The sequence below is a fragment of the Mesorhizobium sp. WSM1386 genome (assembly GCF_055901595.1).
Genome location: NZ_CM148373.1, coordinates 5,333,753 through 5,351,106, shown reverse-complemented (window position 1 = coordinate 5,351,106; position 17,354 = coordinate 5,333,753). Strand labels below are relative to the sequence as shown.

Annotated in this window: 14 protein-coding genes; 13 read left to right on the top strand and 1 reads right to left on the bottom strand. The window is 63.7% G+C overall.

Annotation, left to right across the window (positions count from 1 at the left end; translation table 11 throughout):
- Position 1: 1 nt before the first annotated feature.
- The 11 genes from AC0NIH_RS26350 (at position 2) to AC0NIH_RS26300 (ending at position 14,211) form a co-directional block, all read left to right on the top strand.
- Positions 2 to 667 (top strand): response regulator transcription factor, encoded by a 666-nt coding sequence (locus AC0NIH_RS26350; protein WP_013896433.1) that lies wholly within the window; start codon positions 2 to 4, stop codon positions 665 to 667.
- Positions 651 to 2,078 (top strand): ATP-binding protein, encoded by a 1,428-nt coding sequence (locus AC0NIH_RS26345; RefSeq protein ID WP_473462580.1) that lies wholly within the window; start codon positions 651 to 653, stop codon positions 2,076 to 2,078. The genes AC0NIH_RS26350 and AC0NIH_RS26345 overlap by 17 nt, the downstream gene beginning before the upstream one ends.
- A 187-nt stretch (positions 2,079 to 2,265) precedes the next feature.
- A complete protein-coding gene (locus AC0NIH_RS26340; RefSeq protein WP_473462577.1) occupies positions 2,266 to 2,703 on the top strand; it encodes a hypothetical protein in 438 nt (145 codons plus the stop codon).
- Between the two features lie 118 nt (positions 2,704 to 2,821).
- Positions 2,822 to 3,961 carry a c-type cytochrome biogenesis protein CcmI gene (ccmI, locus tag AC0NIH_RS26335; protein ID WP_473462575.1) on the top strand — a complete coding sequence of 380 codons (1,140 nt, stop codon included), beginning with the start codon at positions 2,822 to 2,824 and terminating at the stop codon, positions 3,959 to 3,961.
- A 3-nt stretch (positions 3,962 to 3,964) separates the two neighbouring features.
- The gene (ccmE, locus tag AC0NIH_RS26330) at positions 3,965 to 4,408 is read left to right on the top strand and encodes a cytochrome c maturation protein CcmE (RefSeq protein WP_287275110.1); all 444 of its coding nucleotides are present in this window, start codon (positions 3,965 to 3,967) and stop codon (positions 4,406 to 4,408) included.
- A 38-nt stretch (positions 4,409 to 4,446) separates the two neighbouring features.
- Positions 4,447 to 6,432, top strand: a complete 1,986-nt coding sequence (locus tag AC0NIH_RS26325; protein ID WP_473462571.1) for a heme lyase CcmF/NrfE family subunit — start codon at positions 4,447 to 4,449, stop codon at positions 6,430 to 6,432.
- A complete protein-coding gene (locus tag AC0NIH_RS26320; protein ID WP_473462569.1) occupies positions 6,429 to 6,896 on the top strand; it encodes a cytochrome c-type biogenesis protein in 468 nt (155 codons plus the stop codon). The genes AC0NIH_RS26325 and AC0NIH_RS26320 overlap by 4 nt, the downstream gene beginning before the upstream one ends.
- 164 nt (positions 6,897 to 7,060) lie before the next feature.
- Positions 7,061 to 8,611: a Do family serine endopeptidase gene (locus AC0NIH_RS26315; RefSeq protein WP_023764357.1), complete on the top strand. Its 1,551-nt coding sequence runs from the start codon at positions 7,061 to 7,063 to the stop codon at positions 8,609 to 8,611.
- 355 nt (positions 8,612 to 8,966) lie between these two features.
- Positions 8,967 to 9,641 (top strand): response regulator transcription factor, encoded by a 675-nt coding sequence (locus AC0NIH_RS26310; protein ID WP_023764356.1) that lies wholly within the window; start codon positions 8,967 to 8,969, stop codon positions 9,639 to 9,641.
- A 131-nt stretch (positions 9,642 to 9,772) separates the two neighbouring features.
- Complete coding sequence (locus AC0NIH_RS26305) at positions 9,773 to 11,251, top strand: sensor histidine kinase (RefSeq protein WP_023764355.1); 1,479 nt, start codon at positions 9,773 to 9,775, stop codon at positions 11,249 to 11,251.
- Positions 11,251 to 14,211, top strand: a complete 2,961-nt coding sequence (locus tag AC0NIH_RS26300) for a bifunctional [glutamine synthetase] adenylyltransferase/[glutamine synthetase]-adenylyl-L-tyrosine phosphorylase (protein ID WP_473462565.1) — start codon at positions 11,251 to 11,253, stop codon at positions 14,209 to 14,211. The genes AC0NIH_RS26305 and AC0NIH_RS26300 overlap by 1 nt, the downstream gene beginning before the upstream one ends.
- Before the next feature lie 12 nt (positions 14,212 to 14,223).
- On the opposite strand, the gene AC0NIH_RS26295 is transcribed toward AC0NIH_RS26300, so the two are convergent.
- A complete protein-coding gene (locus AC0NIH_RS26295; RefSeq protein WP_473462562.1) occupies positions 14,224 to 16,545 on the bottom strand; it encodes a PAS domain-containing sensor histidine kinase in 2,322 nt (773 codons plus the stop codon).
- Positions 16,546 to 16,753: 208 nt separating this feature from the next.
- Between AC0NIH_RS26295 and AC0NIH_RS26290 the strand changes: the two genes are divergently transcribed.
- Both AC0NIH_RS26290 and AC0NIH_RS26285 read left to right on the top strand, forming a co-directional pair.
- Positions 16,754 to 17,050, top strand: coding sequence for a type II toxin-antitoxin system RelE/ParE family toxin (locus AC0NIH_RS26290; protein WP_473462560.1), 297 nt, complete (start codon positions 16,754 to 16,756; stop codon positions 17,048 to 17,050).
- Position 17,051: 1 nt separating this feature from the next.
- Entirely contained in the window at positions 17,052 to 17,351 is a 300-nt protein-coding gene (locus tag AC0NIH_RS26285) for an addiction module antidote protein (RefSeq protein ID WP_224688238.1), read from the top strand.
- Positions 17,352 to 17,354: the final 3 nt, after the last annotated feature.

Sequence of the window (17,354 nt, the reverse complement as noted above, 5' to 3'; positions counted from 1 at the left end):
CATGCGCGTACTCGTCGTCGAGGATGACAAGGATCTCAACCGCCAGATAGCCGATGCGCTGGTCGATGCCGGCTATGTCGTCGACCGTGCCTTCGACGGCGAGGAGGGCCATTTCCTCGGCGACACCGAGCCTTACGACGCTGTCGTGCTCGACATCGGTCTGCCGCAGATGGACGGCATCAGCGTGGTCGAGCGCTGGCGGCGCGGCGGCCGCAAGATGCCTGTGCTGATCCTGACGGCGCGCGACCGCTGGAGCGACAAGGTTTCCGGCATCGATGCCGGCGCCGACGACTATGTCACCAAGCCGTTCCATATCGAGGAAGTGCTGGCCAGGGTCAGGGCGCTTATCCGCCGGGCCGCCGGCCACGCTTCGTCCGAGCTCACCTGCGGGCCGCTGCGTCTCGACACCAAGGCGTCGAAGGCCGATGTCGACGGTGTGCCGCTGAAGCTGACCTCGCACGAATTCCGCCTGCTCGCCTACCTCATGCACCATATGGGCGATGTGGTCTCGCGGACCGAACTGGTCGAGCATCTCTACGACCAGGATTTCGACCGCGATTCCAACACCATCGAGGTCTTTGTCGGGCGGCTGCGCAAGAAGATGGGCATCGACATGATCGAAACCGTGCGCGGCATGGGCTACCGCATGCGTGAGCCGGAGGCGTAACTCGGAACCGCTCAAACCAATCGCAAGGACGCCGCTTTCGCTGCGTTTGTGGCCGCGCTCGCTGACGTTCCGCGTCATCGCCTTCTCCACGGTCTGGGCGATCCTGACCCTGGTCGTCATCTTCACCCTGATCACCACGCTGTACCGTCAGGCCAGCGAACGCGGTTTCGACAGCCTGCTTTCGGCGCATCTGTTCAATCTGATCGGCTCCATCGGCATTTCCGATACCGGAGCGCTCACCGGCGCCCCCGATCTCGGCGACCTCCGCTTCTCCGAACCCAATTCGGGCTGGTACTGGTCGGTGGAACCGGCCTCGGAAGGCGTGCATGGCGACCTCCACTCCTCGTCGATGACAAGGACCATCCCGTCGCCAAGCGTCGCCGACGTGCCTTTCAATGCCAGCTTCCAGCGCAGCTATTCGGCCGAGGGTATCGACGGCGAGCAACTCGAAGTGTTCGAGAGCGAATTCGTCCTCGACGCCAAGAACCGTGCCGCGCGTTTCCGTGTCATGGGCAACCAGAGCGAACTCGAACAGGAAATCGGAACCTTCCAGCGCCGCCTGCTGACCTATCTCAGCCTGTTCGGCATCGGCATGATCGCCATCAATGCTATCGCCATCCTGCTTGGGCTGCAGCCGCTGCGCCGGGTCAGGAACGCGCTCGCCATGGTGCGCGAGGGCACCGCGCAGCGGCTCGACGGCCGCTTTCCAGCCGAGATCGAACCGTTAGCCAACGAAACCAACGCATTGATCGAAAACAACAAACGCATCGTCGAGCGGTCGCGAACCCAGGTCGGCAATCTCGCCCATTCGCTGAAAACGCCGCTCGCGGTGCTGCTCAACGAGGGCCGCGCGCTCGGCGGCGCCAAGGGGCAGTTGATCGCCGAACAGGCCGCCTCCATGCAGAAGCAGGTCGATCATTACCTGCAGCGCGCCCGCGTCGCGGCGCAGCGCGACAGCGTCGTCTACCGTACACCGGTGGCGCCGCTGGTGCAGCGCATGGTGCGGGTCTTGCAGAAGCTCAATCCGCAGACAAGCCTGTCGCTGACACTGCCGGCATCCGAGATCGTTTTTGCCGGCGAGCGCGAGGATCTCGAGGAACTGCTCGGCAATCTTCTTGAAAATGCGATGAAATGGGCAAGGAGCGCGGTGTCGGTCTCGGTCGTCCCCTTGGTCGGCAAGGATGACCATCTGTTCGAGATCAGCATCGACGACGATGGCCCCGGCATTCCCGAGGACAGAGCGCGCGACGCGCTGAAGCGCGGAAGACGCCTGGACGAGACAAAACCGGGCACAGGTCTGGGGCTTGCCATTGTCGCCGACCTCGTCAACGAGTATGGAGGCGTTCTCGCGCTCGAACGGTCCGGCATGGGTGGATTAAAGGCGGTGGTGCGGTTGCGGAGCCTTCAGTGACGTTTCCCAGGGCCAATCGACACCGATGGACGGCACATGTTATGGCGGCATATCGATTGGTCCCGGAGCGGCCGGCAATGGCCAAATTTCCGACAAATATCAATACTATGGCGACGCCCACTTCTCCGATGACGCGGCCCCAGGCGCATCCATGGCAGGCTCCAACTCAAGAAAACCGGTTGTTGGCATGAAGATTCGCGTCGCGCTTTTTTCCGCATTGCTGGCCGTGTCCGGCTGCACCACCTTGAGCGGCAAGGGCCCCACCGTCGCGCCGACGCCGACCTCGACGCCTCCTTCGGGCGGCAAGGTCACCACCTCGATCATATCCGCGATGGGCGGTGGCCTGATTGGCGGTTCGATCGGCAGCAGCCTCAGCGCAACGGAGAAGCGCAGTGCGCTCGAGGCCGAATACAAGGCGCTCGAATATACGACAAGCGGCCAGAAGGTGACGTGGAAAGGCGACCAGGCCTCGCGCTATGGTGAGGTGGTGCCGGCCCAGCCCTATCGCGTCGGTTCACAGGACTGCCGCCAGTACACGCAGACGGTGTTCACCGGCGGAGCCGGCGTCACCGCCCGCGGAACCGCTTGCCGCAACACCGACGGCAGCTGGACGCCGCTGACCTGATATCCCGGTTGGGAGCTGGTCGCTTGACGTCGATCAAGGACGTCAGGCGCGTCCGCCGTCAAAGCGTCGCAGGATGGACATGTTGGCAGGGCAAGTCTCTGCCTTTATTGGAAGAGCCATGCTGTTTTGGGTCATAGCCGCAATCCTGACGCTGGGCGCGAGCCTGGCGGTGCTGTTGCCGTTGGCTGCCGGCCCGAAAGGCGGCGCGTCGAGCGGCGACCACGATCTGGAAGTCTATCGCGATCAATTGTCCGAGCTTGACCGCGACGCCGCGCGGGGCCTGATCCAGCCGGCGGAAGCGGCCGAGGCACGCGCCGAGATCGCCCGCCGCATCCTGCGCCTCGACAATGCGGATCCAGCCGGCAAGGCATCGGCCAGGCCGGCGTCGGCCACGTCAAGACTTGTCGCGACCGTCGCGGTGCTGGCGGTACCGTTGGTCAGCTGGGGGCTTTACAGCCAGCTCGGTTCGCCCGACCTGCCGTCACAGCCGCTCAGCGAGCGGTTGGCCAAGAACCCGGCCGACAGCTCGGTCGACGAGTTGGTCGCGCGGGCGGAGGCTCACCTTGCCGCCAATCCTTCCGACGGCCGGGGGTGGGATGTGCTGGCCCCGGTCTATCTGCGCATGCAGCGCTTTTCCGACGCGGCCGCCGCCTACCGCAACGCCATTCGCCTCGATGGCGACAGCGCTGTCCGCCAGGCCGGCCTTGGCGAAGCGATCGCCGGTGCGGCGGGCGGCATTGTTTCGGCCGATGCCCAGGATGCTTTCGAGGCGGCGCTGAAACTCGATCCGGCCAATGCGAAAGCCAGTTTCTATCTGACGGTGGCCTTGGCGCAGGAGGGGCGAACCAAGGAAGCGGTTGCCTCCTGGCAGGCGATGCTCGGCACGCTGCCGCCGGATTCACCGTGGCGCGGCGCCATCGAGCAGGCATTGGCCAAATCCGGCAACCCCGAAGTCGCTTCCGGCGCGGCCGCGAAAGGGCCCGATGCCGCCGATGTCGACGCCGCGTCCTCCATGTCGCCGCAGGACCGCGAAGCCATGATCAACACCATGGTCGCGGGTCTCGACGACAAACTGCGGCAAAATCCGCGTGACGCGGAAGGATGGATGCGGCTCGTTCGTTCCTACGTCGTGCTGGGCAAGGCCGATGAGGCGCGCGATGCTCTTCATCGCGCCATTGCCGTTTTTGGGGCCGACAGTGACGAAGCGAAGAAATTCACCACCTTTGCCGCCTCGCTCGGCCTGGCGGCGACGGAGTAGAGCATGACGCGCAAGCAGAAACGATTGTCGGTCATCGTGGGCGGACTGGCTTTCCTGGGCGCCGCCACCGGACTGACCTTCTACGCGCTCGGCCAGAAGGCGTCCTATTTCTACATGCCGGCCGATCTTGCCGCAGCCAGCGTCCAGCCGGGACAGCGCATCAGGCTGGGAGGGCTGGTCGAGAAGGGCACCATCGAGCGCGGGCAGGGCGCGACCGTCGCCTTTTCGGTCACCGATACACACAAGTCGGTCAAGGTCACTTACACCGGCATCCTGCCGGACCTTTTCCGCGAAGAACAGGGCGTCATCACCGAGGGCACCTTCGGCCAGGACGGCGTCTTTGTCGCCGACAGCGTGCTGGCCAAGCACGACGAGCGCTACATGCCCAAGGAAGTGGCCGATGGCCTGAAGGCCAAGGGCGTCTGGCAGGAGAGCAAGAGTGAATAGCTCTGGCAGGAGAGCAACGGTGAATTACAGGTACAGTCATGGTTGAAACCGGACATTTCGCCCTGGTCCTGGCATTCGCGCTTTCGCTGGTGCAGACGATCGTGCCGCTGTTTGGCGCGCGCCTGAACAACCAGCGCCTGATGGCTGTCGGTGGCCCGGTCGCGGTGACCGGTTTTGCGTTGACGGCGCTGTCTTTTGTCGCGCTGGCCAGCGCTTATGCGAATTCCGACTTCTCGGTGGCGAGCGTCTGGGAAAACTCGCATTCGTTGCAGCCGCTGATCTACAAGATCACCGGGACCTGGGGCAACCACGAAGGCTCGATGCTGCTCTGGGTGCTGATCCTGACCTTTTTCGGTGCGCTTGTCGCCGCTTTCGGCTCCAACCTGCCGGCAACGCTGCGGGCCAATGTTCTGGCTGTGCAGGGCGCCATCGGCGCTACCTTCTTCCTGTTCATCCTGGCGACGTCCAATCCGTTCATCCGGCTCAATCCGGCGCCAATCGAGGGCCGCGATCTCAACCCGGTCCTGCAGGATCTCGGCCTCGCCATTCACCCGCCGCTGCTCTATCTCGGCTATGTCGGCTTCTCGATCTGCTTCTCCTTCTCGGTCGCGGCCCTCATCGAAGGCCGCATCGATGCCTCCTGGGCGCGCTGGGTGCGGCCATGGACGCTGGTCGCCTGGATGTTCCTGACCGGCGGCATCGCCATGGGATCGTACTGGGCCTATTACGAACTCGGCTGGGGCGGCTTCTGGTTCTGGGATCCGGTCGAGAACGCTTCCTTCATGCCGTGGCTGGCGGGCACCGCGCTACTGCATTCGGCCATCGTCATGGAAAAGCGCTCGGCCTTGAAGATCTGGACGCTGCTGCTTGCCATCCTCACCTTCTCGCTGTCGCTGCTTGGCACCTTCCTGGTGCGCTCGGGCGTCCTGACCTCCGTCCATGCCTTCGCCACCGATCCGACACGTGGCATCTTCATCCTGTGCATATTGACGCTGTTCATCGGCGGCTCGCTGTCGCTGTTTGCGCTGCGCGCCTCGAAGCTGACAGCCGGCGGCCTGTTCCATCCGATTTCGCGCGAAGGCGCGCTCGTCCTCAACAATCTGTTCCTGACGACGGCGACCGCCACCGTGCTCGTCGGCACGCTTTATCCGTTGGTGGTCGAGGCCCTTTCCTCGGACAAGATTTCGGTCGGAGCGCCATTCTTCAACCTGACCTTCGCGCCACTGATGGTACCCCTGCTGGTGATGGTTCCCTTTGGACCGCTGCTGGCCTGGAAACGCGGCGATGTCTTCGCGGTCGCGCAGCGCCTGATGATGGCGTTCGGCGGCGCCCTCCTGACGGCACTGGTCACCGCCCTGTTCATCGACGGCGCTTCGGTATTGGCGGCCATTGGGGTTGGTCTTGCCGTCTGGCTGATCCTTGGTGCGCTCACCGACATCGCCGTCAAGGCGGGGTTCGGCAATGTCACGACGGGGAACATGGTCCGGCGCCTGCTTGGCTTGCCGCGCTCGGTCTTCGGCACGGCTTTCGCCCATCTCGGCCTTGGCCTGACCACGCTGGGCATTGTCGGCACGCTTTGCTTCGGTACCGAGAAAATCCTGTCGATGCATGCCGGCGAGACGGTGGAATTGTCCGGCCACACGCTGCGTTTCGTCGGGCTCTATCCGGCCCAGGGCCCCAACTACAGCGAAGATCGCGGCCGCTTCGAGCTGATCGGCGTCAGCGGCAGTCCCATCGGCGAAATCAGCTCGGCCAAGCGCTTCTTTCCGGTGCGGCAGACGACGACGACGGAATCCGGCATCAAGACCCTTGGTCTTTCCCAGCTCTACATTTCGCTCGGTGACGAAGGCAAGGACGGCTCCGTCGTGGTGCGCTTGTGGTGGAAGCCGCTGGTAACGCTGATCTGGGGCGGCGGCCTGATGATGATGGCGGGCGCGGCCATGTCGCTGATGGACAGGCGCTTGCGGGTCGGCGCACCCTCGCGGCGCCGCAAACCGGCGGTGGCGCCAACGGGTCTGCCATGAAGGCAAGGTTCTCGCTGACGTCGATTGTCCTGCTGCTGGCGCTGCTCTTTGCCGGTGCGGCGCAAGCGGTGAAGCCTGACGAGATGCTGGCTAATCCGGCGCTGGAGGCGCGAGCCCGGGCGCTGTCGGAAGGCCTGCGCTGCATGGTCTGCCAGAACCAGTCTATCGACGAATCCGATGCCGATCTGGCCCGCGACCTGCGCATCCTGGTGCGCCAGCGCCTCGTCGCCGGCGATACCGACCAGCAGGTGATGGACTATGTGGTTTCGCGCTACGGCGAGTTCGTGCTTTTGAAGCCGCGCTTCGACCTGCGCAACGCGCTGCTTTGGGGCACGCCCGTCATTCTGCTTCTGGCAGGCGGCATCTTTATCGCCTTCAACGCCCGTTCCCGCCGGCAACTGGCGACGAAATCCCTCTCCGCCGATGAACAGGCGGCGCTGGACGCGATCCTGCGCCGGGACTGACTGCGAAATGGCGTGAAGGGTGAGACCGCCCGACAGGCAGGTCGGCCGCCAACATTACCAAAGTTTCATGCGTCGGAAATGGCGTTGTAATGTGCGCCGTTCTAATTCTCCTTTCCTGAGGATGCGATCAAGGCGTGTCCCTTCGAAAAGAGGATCAGAGACCCATGAATATTGCCCCCAATTCATATTCCCGCACCCGCAAGCGTCTCCTGGCTGCCGTCGCGTCCGTCGCGGTTGCCGGTGCGATCGGCGTTGGCGCGCTGACCAGCGGGACCAGCCCCGTCCTGGCCGACGCGGTGCGTGTCGAGGCGCCGCAGGTTCCAAGCTTCGCCGACGTCGTCGAGCGCGTTTCCCCGGCCGTGGTCAGCGTCAAGGTCAAGGCCAAGATACAGCCGACCGCCGATGACGGCTCCGACGATCAGGACGGTCTCGACAATCTTCCCAACAATCCGCAGCTGCGCCGCTTCTTCAAGGAATTCCGAGGCTTTGGCGACCAGGGCGGTCAAAACGACGAAGGTCACCGCCGCTTCGGTCACCGCGACCGCAACAACGGCCAGCCGCGTCCGGTGGCGCAGGGATCCGGCTTCTTCATTTCCGAGGACGGCTACCTCGTCACCAACAACCACGTCGTCGAAGAGGGCACCGCCTTCACCGTTGTGACCAATGACGGCAAGGAGCTCGACGCCAAGCTGGTCGGCACCGATCCGCGCACCGATCTCGCCGTGCTCAAGGTCGACGGTGGCGGCAAGTTCACCTATGTCGATTTCGCCGATGATTCGAAGGTTCGTGTCGGTGACTGGGTCGTGGCTGTCGGCAATCCGTTCGGTCTCGGTGGTACCGTCACCGCCGGCATCGTGTCGGCGCGCGGCCGTGACATCGGCGCTGGCCCCTATGACGATTTCCTTCAGATCGATGCCTCGGTCAACCGCGGCAACTCGGGTGGCCCGACCTTCAATCTCAACGGCCAGGTGGTCGGCATCAACACGGCGATCTTCTCGCCGTCGGGCGGCAGCGTCGGCATCGCCTTCGACATCCCGGCCTCGACCGCCAGGCAGGTTGTTGGCGACCTGATGAAGAACGGTGCCGTGCAGCGCGGCTGGCTCGGTGTCGAAATCCAGCCGGTCACCTCGGACATCGCCGAATCGCTCGGCCTGAAGTCCAACAATGGCGCGTTGGTGTCCAGCGCCCAGGACGATGGCCCCGGCAAGAAGGCCGGCATCACCGCTGGCGATGTGATCACCCAGGTCGATGGCAAGGACGTCGCTTCGCCGAAAGAGCTTGCCCGCCTGATCGGCGCCTATTCGCCGGGCAAGCCGGTCGACGTCACCGTCTGGCGTGACGGCAAGAGCCAGACGGTCAAGGTCGATCTCGGCAAGCTGCCCGCCAGCGACAAGCAGGCCTCGAACGACCAGCAACAGCAGCCCGCCGCTCCGGCAAAGCCCGATACGCTTGCCGATCTCGGCCTCACCGTCACCAAGTCCGAAAACGGCAAGGGTCTCGTGGTGACCGACGTCGATCCCGACAGCGATGCCGCCGATCGCGGCATCCAGCCGGGCGACGTCATCACCGCGGTCAACTCGACCGAAGTCAACGGCACCGAGGACGTCACCAAGGCGATGACCGAAGCGGTGAAGTCCGGACGTAAGGCCGTGCTGATGCAGATCACGCATGACGACAACAACCGCTTCGTCGCCTTGCCGGTCGCCAAGGGCTGAAACGATTTTTCCGATGCGGCGGTATCAAACACCCCCGAACCGCCGCATGGGAAAGCATGGAGCCGGGTACGTTAGTCAGTCATCGTGCTCTCCTCCGGCGGCAGCGGGCCTCCCATCGCCCGCTGCCGCACATCTTATAGGCTGTCCAGAAGCGCTCCCTCCGGCCTGGTGCGAGGAGATGCCGCGAATGCGGATAGCGACATGCGCTAAAACAGGCATGTCACGATGAAGACACCAGAGAACAAGATTTAATTGCGCACGCTCGGGATCATCTTGATCGCGATGCGCTTTGGCAAAGGCTAGAATGCAGATGCCTGCTACTCAACCTTCCAGCGAAATCGCGTATAATGGGCCTATGAAGATTCTCGTCATAGAAGATGATCGCGAGGCTGCGGATTATCTGCAGAAAGCCTTCAACGAGGCTGGTCATACCGCGCATGTCGCTGGTGACGGCGAGACCGGCTTCGCGCTTGCAGATGCCGGCGACTATGACGTGATGGTGATCGACCGGATGATGCCGCGCCGTGACGGCCTGTCGGTGATTGCCGGCCTTCGCTCGAGGGGCAACACCACGCCGGTGCTGATCCTGTCGGCGCTGGGTGAGGTCGACGACCGGGTCACCGGTCTGCGCGCCGGCGGCGACGATTATCTGACCAAGCCCTATGCATTCTCCGAACTTCTGGCCCGCGTCGAGGTGCTGAACCGCCGGGCCAGCGCCAAGGAGGCCGAAACCGTCTACCGGGTAGGCGACCTCGAGCTCGACAGGCTGTCGCATTCGGTCCGCCGGGCGGCGCGCGAGATCACGCTGCAGCCACGCGAATTCCGGCTGCTCGAATATCTGATGCGCCATGCCGGCCAGGTGGTGACGCGCACCATGCTGCTCGAAAACGTCTGGGATTATCATTTCGATCCGCAGACAAATGTCATCGACGTCCACGTCTCGCGGCTGCGCGGCAAGATCGAGAAGGGCTTCGACAAGCCCATCCTGCATACGGTTCGCGGCGCAGGCTACATGCTGAAGAGCGGCTAGAGAATGATCCCGAAAAGTGGGTACCGGTTTTCTCGGACAAACGATTTCCGTTTGTCTAGAGATCATGCTCCAACAAAGAGCTGGATCAGCATGACGGCTCTACCAAACATCATGCTGATCTAGGCGACGGCATGGCCTTATCCGTGCCAGCCATCATGAAGACGACGGCAGCGCGGCTTTCGGCGCTCTACCTTCTTTTGTTCGCGATCTGCGCCGTGTCGCTCGTCTTCTACATGACCTCGCTGTCGGCACGCATGCTGACCGCGCAGACGCAGGAAACCATCAACGACGAAGTGCTCGGTCTCGCCCGTGCCTATCAGCGTGGTGGTCTGCCGGTGCTGGTCCGTGTGGTCGAGGCGCGCTCGCGCCAGCCTGGCGCCAACCTCTATTTGATCGCCGATGCCAACGGCCAGATCCTGACCGGCAATGTGCAGAGCCTGGAGCCGGGCGTGATCGAGGCCGAGGGTTGGACGACCGAGCCGTTCTCCTACAAGCGTTTCGGAGAAGGCGAGCTTGATCGCCTGCGCAGCGGAACGTCCGACCAGACGCCATCACCTTCAACCGGCGAGAACGCGGTGCAGGCCGAGGGCGAGAAGGGCCACAACGCCATCGCGCTGGTGCTGCGGCTGCCGAACCAGATGATCATGCTGGTCGGCCGCGATCTTGGCGAGCCGGAGCGCTTTCGCGCCGTCATCCGCCGTGCCCTGACGCTGGCGCTCGGCATGATGGGTCTGGGCGGCATCCTGATCTGGTTCTTTGTCGGCCGCGCCGCACTGAAGCGCATCGACGGCGTTTCGGAAGCGAGCCGTCGCATCATGGGCGGTGATCTTTCCGGCCGGCTGCCGGTGACCGGCGCCGGTGACGAGTTCGACCGGCTTTCGGAAAACCTCAACGCCATGCTGGCCAGGATCGCAACGCTCAACGAAGGCCTGAAGCAGGTTTCCGACAACATCGCGCATGATCTGAAGACGCCGCTGACCCGGCTGCGCAACCGAGCCGAGGCGACACTTTCCGGCAAGCACAAGCCCGCCGACTACCGCCAGGCGCTCGAAGGCACCATTGCCGAATCCGACCAGCTCATAAAAACCTTCAATGCCATACTGATGATCTCGCGGCTGGAGGCCGGATATTCGTCGGAGCATACCAATCGGGTCGATCTGGCGGCAGCCGTGCGCGACGTGGTCGAACTCTACGAGCCAGTGGCGGAAGAGGCTGGCGTCTCGCTGGAAGCCAAGGTCAACGGCGCTTTTATCGTCGACGGCAACCGCGAGCTCATCGGCCAGGCGCTGTCCAACATCGTCGACAATGCGATCAAGTATTCGACGGATTCCACGTCCAAACCGGCGGTCCGTGTGACGCTCGCGCGCACGCATGGCGAGATCAGGCTCACCGTCGCCGACAACGGCCAGGGCATCCCAGACGATGCCGATCGTGCCCGGGCGACCGAACGTTTCGTGCGGCTGGAGAAGAGCCGTTCACAACCGGGTTCCGGCCTTGGCCTCAGCCTCGCCAAGGCGGTCATGACTTTCCACTACGGTCGGCTTGACCTGTTGCCCGGCAATCCGGGACTATCCGTGGTCATGAGTTTCCCCACTCGCGAGGATCACTGATGGCGGCCGTTGCCAAGCGCAGCAAGACCGACTGGCTGCTGAGGCCCGAGGTCGCGCTTGTTCCTCTTGACGCAAGCCGGGCGCGGCAGGAACTGGCCGAGATCGCGGCAGCGGCACGCGAGGAAGGCCTGACACGGCTGGCCAAGTTCCTGGCCGGCAAGGGGAGGGGTCAGGATTTCCTGGCCGCCGTCTTCGACCTCTCACCATTCCTGCGCGATACGGCGCGGCGCCGGCCCCGGATCCTGGACAGTCTTTTCGACCAGCCGGTGGAGGCTCGTCTGAAAGCGATTACCGCAGCGATCGACAAGGCGCCGCTGGCGGAGCCGGTCTCGGAATCCGGCCTGATGATGGAGTTGCGCCAATGCAAGGCCGAGGCGCATTTCCTGATCGCGCTCGCCGATCTCGCCGGCGAGGCCGAAACGTCGCTGACGGTGAGGCGGCTGAGCGACCTTGCCGATGCCTGCACCCGCGCGGCGGTCGCCTTCCTGCTGCGTGACGCCCATGGCCAAGGCAAGCTCAGGTTGCCGGATCTTGACAACCCGTCGCGGCAGTCGGGCTGGATCCTGCTCGGCATGGGCAAGCTTGGCGCGCACGAGCTGAATTTCTCTTCCGACATCGACCTCGTCGTGTTCTTCGATCCGGAAGTCCCTGCCGTCGTCGATCCCCTCGACGCCACCGAGCTGTTTTCGCGTCTCACGCGCCGGCTGGTGCGCATCCTGCAGGACCGCACCGAGCACGGTTATGTCTTCCGAACCGATCTGAGGTTGCGTCCCGATCCCGGCTCGACGCCGCTGGCGATCCCGGTCGAAGCCGCACTGCGCTACTACGAGGCGCGCGGCCAGAACTGGGAGCGTGCCGCCATGATCAAGGCGCGTCCGGTGGCCGGCGATCTGGCCGCGGGCGCCGCCTTCCTCAAGGAGCTCCAGCCCTATATCTGGCGCAAATACATGGACTACGCCGCGATTGCCGATGTCCATTCCATCAAGCGCCAGATCCACGCCCATAAGGGACACGGCGAGATCGCCGTGAAGGGCCACAACGTCAAGCTCGGCCGCGGCGGCATCCGTGAGATCGAGTTCTTCGTCCAGACACAGCAGCTCATCGCCGGCGGCCGCTTCCTGGAACTGCGCGGCCGCGAGACCGTACCGATGCTCGGCCAGCTCGCGGCGCGCGGCTGGATCACCACCGAGGCGCGCGACGCGCTTGCCCGCCAGTATTGGTTCCTGCGCCGTGTCGAACACGCCATCCAGATGGTGGCCGATGAACAGACGCACACATTGCCGGAAGACGATGAGGGGCTGGAGCGCATTGCCCGCATGCTGGGCTTTGCCGATGCGGCAATCTTCGCCGGGGCGTTTCGTGCCTCGCTGCAACAGGTCGAGCGCCACTATGCGGCGCTCTTTGAAACAGCACCCGAGCTTTCGGCGGGCATCGGCAATCTGGTCTTCACCGGCGACGTCGACGACCCCGACACATTGCAGACCTTGCATGGTCTCGGCTTCCAGCGGCCGAGCGACATTTGCCGTGTCATTCGTGGCTGGCATTTCGGCCGCTATCGCGTTACCCAGTCGGCGGAGGCGCGCGAGCGCCTGACGGAGTTGACGCCGGCCCTGCTCAAGGCGTTCGGCCAGACACGGCGGGCGGACGAAGCCTTGATCCGTTTCGATGAATTCCTTGCCGGACTGCCGGCCGGCATCCAGCTGTTCTCCCTGCTGCAGTCAAACCCGGCGCTGCTCAAGCTGATGGCGACGATCATGGGCGCCGCACCCCGGCTGGCCGCGATCATCACGCGCCGGCCCCATGTCTTCGACGGCCTGCTTGATCCAGCCCTTCTCAATGAATTGCCGGACCGTGCCTATCTCTCAGGCCGGCTGTCGGCCTTTATCGAAGGCGACAGGGCCTACGAGGACGTGCTCGACCGTTTGCGCATCTTTGCCTCGGAGCAGAAATTCCTGATCGGCGTGCGCCTGCTCGCCGGCTCGATCGATCCGGTCCGCGCCGGCCGCGCCTTTTCCGACCTGGCCGACCTCACCATCGAGGCCGCGTTACGGGCGGTGATGGCCGAATTCGCGGCGCGTCACGGCACGATCGCCGGCGGCGTGGTTTCGCTGCTTGGCATGGGCAAGCTTGGCAGCCGCGAATTGACCGCGGGGTCGGACGTCGACCTCATCCTGCTCTACGACCACGATGCGGACGCCGAGGACTCCGACGGGGAAAAGCCGCTTGCGCCCTCGCATTACTACACCCGCATGACGCAGCGGCTGATTTCGGCCGTATCGGCACCGACGGCGGAAGGGGTGCTCTACGAGCTCGACCTGCGCTTGCGCCCGTCCGGCAACAAGGGGCCGGTGGCCACCCATATCGACGCCTTCAAGAAGTACCAGCGCCAGGAGGCCTGGACCTGGGAGCACATGGCACTGGCGCGGGCCCGTGCCGTCGCCGGCGATGCCGGCCTGTGCGCTGAAGTTGAAGCGGAAGTTGCCGCGGTGCTTGGTCAGCCGCGCGATGCTGCAAAGGTGAAGGCCGAAGCCTCGGACATGCGGGCCATGATCGAAAAGGAAAAGCCGCCGCGCGACCTGTGGGACATCAAGCTTATTCCTGGAGGACTGATCGATCTCGAATTCATCGCCCAGGTGGCCGTCATCACCAGGCAGGTCGAGACCGGACCGCGTGTGACCGGTACGGCCGAGATACTGTCCCGCCTAGCCCCTCGCTTTGCCGATTCCGGGGTAAGGCAGGAGCTTTGCGAAGCCTACGGCCTCTATCTGGCGCTGACCCAGATGACGCGGCTGTGCCTCACCGGAGCCTTTGAGCGCGACGATGTTCCGCCGGGGCTTTCGGATCTGCTTCTGGCGGTCACCGACCTGCCGGATTTCGGTGTGCTGGAAGCACATCTCAAGGAGACGTCGCAGAAGGTCAGGCAGGACTTTGACCTTTTGCTTCGTGCCGGGCGACCATAGCCGGCCTGGTTCTCAGGCGGCCACCTTGACCACCGCAGGCGCCTTCTTCACCGGTATGCGCACCGACACGATCGTGCCGACACCTTCGGTCGAACGGATTTTCAGCGCGCCGCCCTGGAGCTCGGCCAGCGAACGCGAGATGGCGAGGCCGAGGCCGGATCCGGCATGGTTCTTGGAGAACTGGTTCTGCACCTGTTCGAAGGGCCGCCCGAGCTTGCCGAGCGCCTCCTTCGGGATGCCGCAGCCATTGTCCTCGATCGTCAGCACCAGCGCGCCCGATGTGTTGCGGGCCCTGACCGATATGTGACCGCCCTGGCCGGTGAATTTCACCGCGTTGGACAGCAGGTTGATGACGATCTGCTTGATCGCCCGGCGATCGGCGAACAGTGTCAGCGCGTCGGCGATGCGCGTTTCCACGGTTATCGCCTTTTGCGCGGCTTGCAGCGAGACGACGCGCACCGTCTCGCTGATCAGCGGGCCAAGGTCGATCTGCTCCTGGTCCAGCGAGAACTGGCCGGCCTCGATCTTGGACATGTCGAGAATGTCGTTGATGACGCCGAGCAGGTATTTGCCGCTGCTATTGATGTCGGTGGCATATTCCTCATAGCGCGACGAACCCAGCGGGCCGAACAGCCCCTGTTCCATCAGTTCGGAGAAGCCGATGATGGCGTTCAGCGGCGTGCGCAGTTCGTGCGACATGTTGGCCAGGAACTCGGATTTGGCCCGGTTCGCCGCCTCGGCGCGCTCGGTTTCCTTCATGTATTTGCGGTTGAGGTCGACCAGTTCGCGCGACCGTTCCTCTTCGGCCCGGCGGGCGAGGCTCAAATCATGGATGGTCGCCATCAGCCGGCGCTCGCTGTCGACCAGCTTCTCCTGGTGCAGCTTGATCTGGGTGATGTCCGAGCCGACAGAGACGATGCCGCCATCCCTGGTCTTCAGCTCGTTGACCTGCAGCCAGCGGCCGTCGGACAGCTGCCGCTCGAAAGTGGCGCCGCCTTGCGGACCATTGGTGTTGGCGAGCCGGCGCTCTGAAGCAAAGGCCAGCATCCGCTCTTCCAGCGACACCCGCGTCACACCTGGCATCACGTCGCGATCCGAGAGCCCATTGTCCTGCTGGTATTTGGAGTTGCACATGATCAGGCGCTGCGCGGAATCCCACAGCACGAAGGACTCATTGATGTTCTCGATTGCGGTCCTCAGGCGAAGATCGGCCGCCTCCGAACGCAGCGCCAGATGGCGCTGCTCGGTGACGTCGACGGCGATACCGATCAGCTGGATCTCCGGCGCCTCCGGATCCATGACTTGTGCGCGGGCGCGCATCCACACCCATTGGCCGTCGGCGTGCCGCATCCGGAACACCTGGTCGATATGGTCGATTTCGCGCGCGACAATTCTGTTGGCGAGCTCGAACAGGTCTCCGTCCTCGGGATGAATGATCTCGTCGACCTCGCCGAAGGACAGCATCGTCTCGCAAGGCTCGTAGCCGAGCATGTCGTACATCGAACGCGACCAGTACATCTTGCCGCGCACCATGTCCCAGTCCCACAGGCCGCAGCGGCCGCGAACCAGCGCCATGTCGATGCGCTGGTGCGCTTCGAGGTAGATGCGGTCGGCTGCCTGGGCGCGCGCCGCCTGCCCGAAATAGGCATAGAGGATGATGATCAGCACGCCGGCGGTCAGCACGAACAGGGTGACGTTCAGCGAGACGATCTTGCGCCAGGTGTCGAAGACGGCTTCCTGCGGCACCAGCGCCGCTGCGGCTCCTTTCCCGTCCTTGGCCACGCTTACTGCCGCGTACCAGTCTTGCCCGCCGATGCTGACCTCCATGACCCCGGCGCGGTCACCGAACATGAACAGCGGCTGGCCGCCCTCGACGAGGCCGTCGAGCGAGTGGCCCTGCCAGGGCGTCGAGCGTGGCGTTACCGCGGTGATCTTGAAGGCGCCGTCGGTGATGACGAGCACATGGCTGCGGCCCATCGCGCCCTGGCGGCTGGTGGTCTCCAGCAGGTCCTGGATGGCGCCTGGCGGCGTATCGGTGACGGTGGCGAGCGAACTGGCCAGTTGGCCGGCCGCCAGTGTGAGGATCGCCTTGGCGTCGCGCTCCACATCGTCGCGTTCGTTCATCAGCGAAAGCACGCGCAGCGCCGCGATGACGATCAGGAAGATGACGATGAGGGCCGGTATCGACCGGCGCAGCAACGGTTCGGCAGCCAGAAGCCGCTTGTAGGCTGGTTCGGCGATGAGCCGCGTATTCCCGGCAAGGCCATCGCTTCTCGTCTCGCGACGCGCAAAAGCCATCCCTCCGGGCGCGCCCCACGCGTCCGCCTTCGCCATAAATGGCACTCCCCGATTTCAGTATGCCCGACTCTACAGGCTTGACGATCCGGCAACACCGCACTTCCGAATCGCCATTAAAGAATCAAAGGTGATTCGCCTTGTCCAGTGCTCCGGCGAAAAAAGATTAAAAATCGACTAAAATAATGCCGAAGCGGCTCGACCCAGGCTTCCTTGACAAAATGTAGTTTATAAACTACATCACCGTATGATCGATCTGAAGCAGACCGAAACGTTTCGAAAATGGTGGACGCGACTAAAGGATGAGCGCGCTCGTGGCGCGATCTTTGCCCGGCTTGACCGTCTTGCGTATGGCCATCCGGGAGACGTTGAGCCCGTGGGAGAGGGGATAAGTGAGTTGCGTATCCACCATGGTCCCGGCTACCGCGTCTATTTCCAGAAGCGGGGCAACACGTTCATCGTCCTTCTGTGCGGCGGCGACAAAGGCACCCAGAAAAAGGACGTCAAGACGGCGAAACGTCTGGCACAAGAATGGAGCGAATGAGATGACTGAAAAACTGACAAGTTTTGATCCGGCTGAAGGCCTGACCTCCGATGAAGCGATTGCGGCATTCATGGCGGAGGCGTTTGCTTCCGAAGATTCCGGCTATATCGCGCATGCTCTGGGTGTCGTTGCCCGCGCCAAGGGCATGGCCCAAATAGCAAGCCAGACAGGGCTTTCGCGTGAACAGCTTTATCGTTCGTTCAGTGAGAACGGCAATCCGACCCTGAAAACGACAATCGCTGTGATGAAGGCCCTTGGAATCGAGTTGACCGCTAAGGCACAGCCTCATCAGTCGGTTTGACAG

Excerpts from the sequence above, each read along its gene's own strand:
- AC0NIH_RS26285 (WP_224688238.1), top strand. The coding sequence starts at position 17,052 with ATGACTGAAAAACTGACAAGTTTTGATCCGGCTGAAGGCCTGACCTCC.
- AC0NIH_RS26300 (WP_473462565.1), top strand. The coding sequence starts at position 11,251 with ATGGCGGCCGTTGCCAAGCGCAGCAAGACCGACTGGCTGCTGAGGCCC.
- AC0NIH_RS26325 (WP_473462571.1), top strand. The coding sequence starts at position 4,447 with ATGGTTGAAACCGGACATTTCGCCCTGGTCCTGGCATTCGCGCTTTCG.
- AC0NIH_RS26350 (WP_013896433.1), top strand. The coding sequence starts at position 2 with ATGCGCGTACTCGTCGTCGAGGATGACAAGGATCTCAACCGCCAGATA.
- AC0NIH_RS26340 (WP_473462577.1), top strand. The coding sequence starts at position 2,266 with ATGAAGATTCGCGTCGCGCTTTTTTCCGCATTGCTGGCCGTGTCCGGC.
- AC0NIH_RS26310 (WP_023764356.1), top strand. The coding sequence starts at position 8,967 with ATGAAGATTCTCGTCATAGAAGATGATCGCGAGGCTGCGGATTATCTG.
- AC0NIH_RS26290 (WP_473462560.1), top strand. The coding sequence starts at position 16,754 with ATGATCGATCTGAAGCAGACCGAAACGTTTCGAAAATGGTGGACGCGA.
- ccmI (WP_473462575.1), top strand. The coding sequence starts at position 2,822 with ATGCTGTTTTGGGTCATAGCCGCAATCCTGACGCTGGGCGCGAGCCTG.
- AC0NIH_RS26305 (WP_023764355.1), top strand. The coding sequence starts at position 9,773 with ATGGCCTTATCCGTGCCAGCCATCATGAAGACGACGGCAGCGCGGCTT.
- AC0NIH_RS26315 (WP_023764357.1), top strand. The coding sequence starts at position 7,061 with ATGAATATTGCCCCCAATTCATATTCCCGCACCCGCAAGCGTCTCCTG.
- AC0NIH_RS26295 (WP_473462562.1), bottom strand. The coding sequence starts at position 16,545 with ATGGCGAAGGCGGACGCGTGGGGCGCGCCCGGAGGGATGGCTTTTGCG.
- ccmE (WP_287275110.1), top strand. The coding sequence starts at position 3,965 with ATGACGCGCAAGCAGAAACGATTGTCGGTCATCGTGGGCGGACTGGCT.
- AC0NIH_RS26320 (WP_473462569.1), top strand. The coding sequence starts at position 6,429 with ATGAAGGCAAGGTTCTCGCTGACGTCGATTGTCCTGCTGCTGGCGCTG.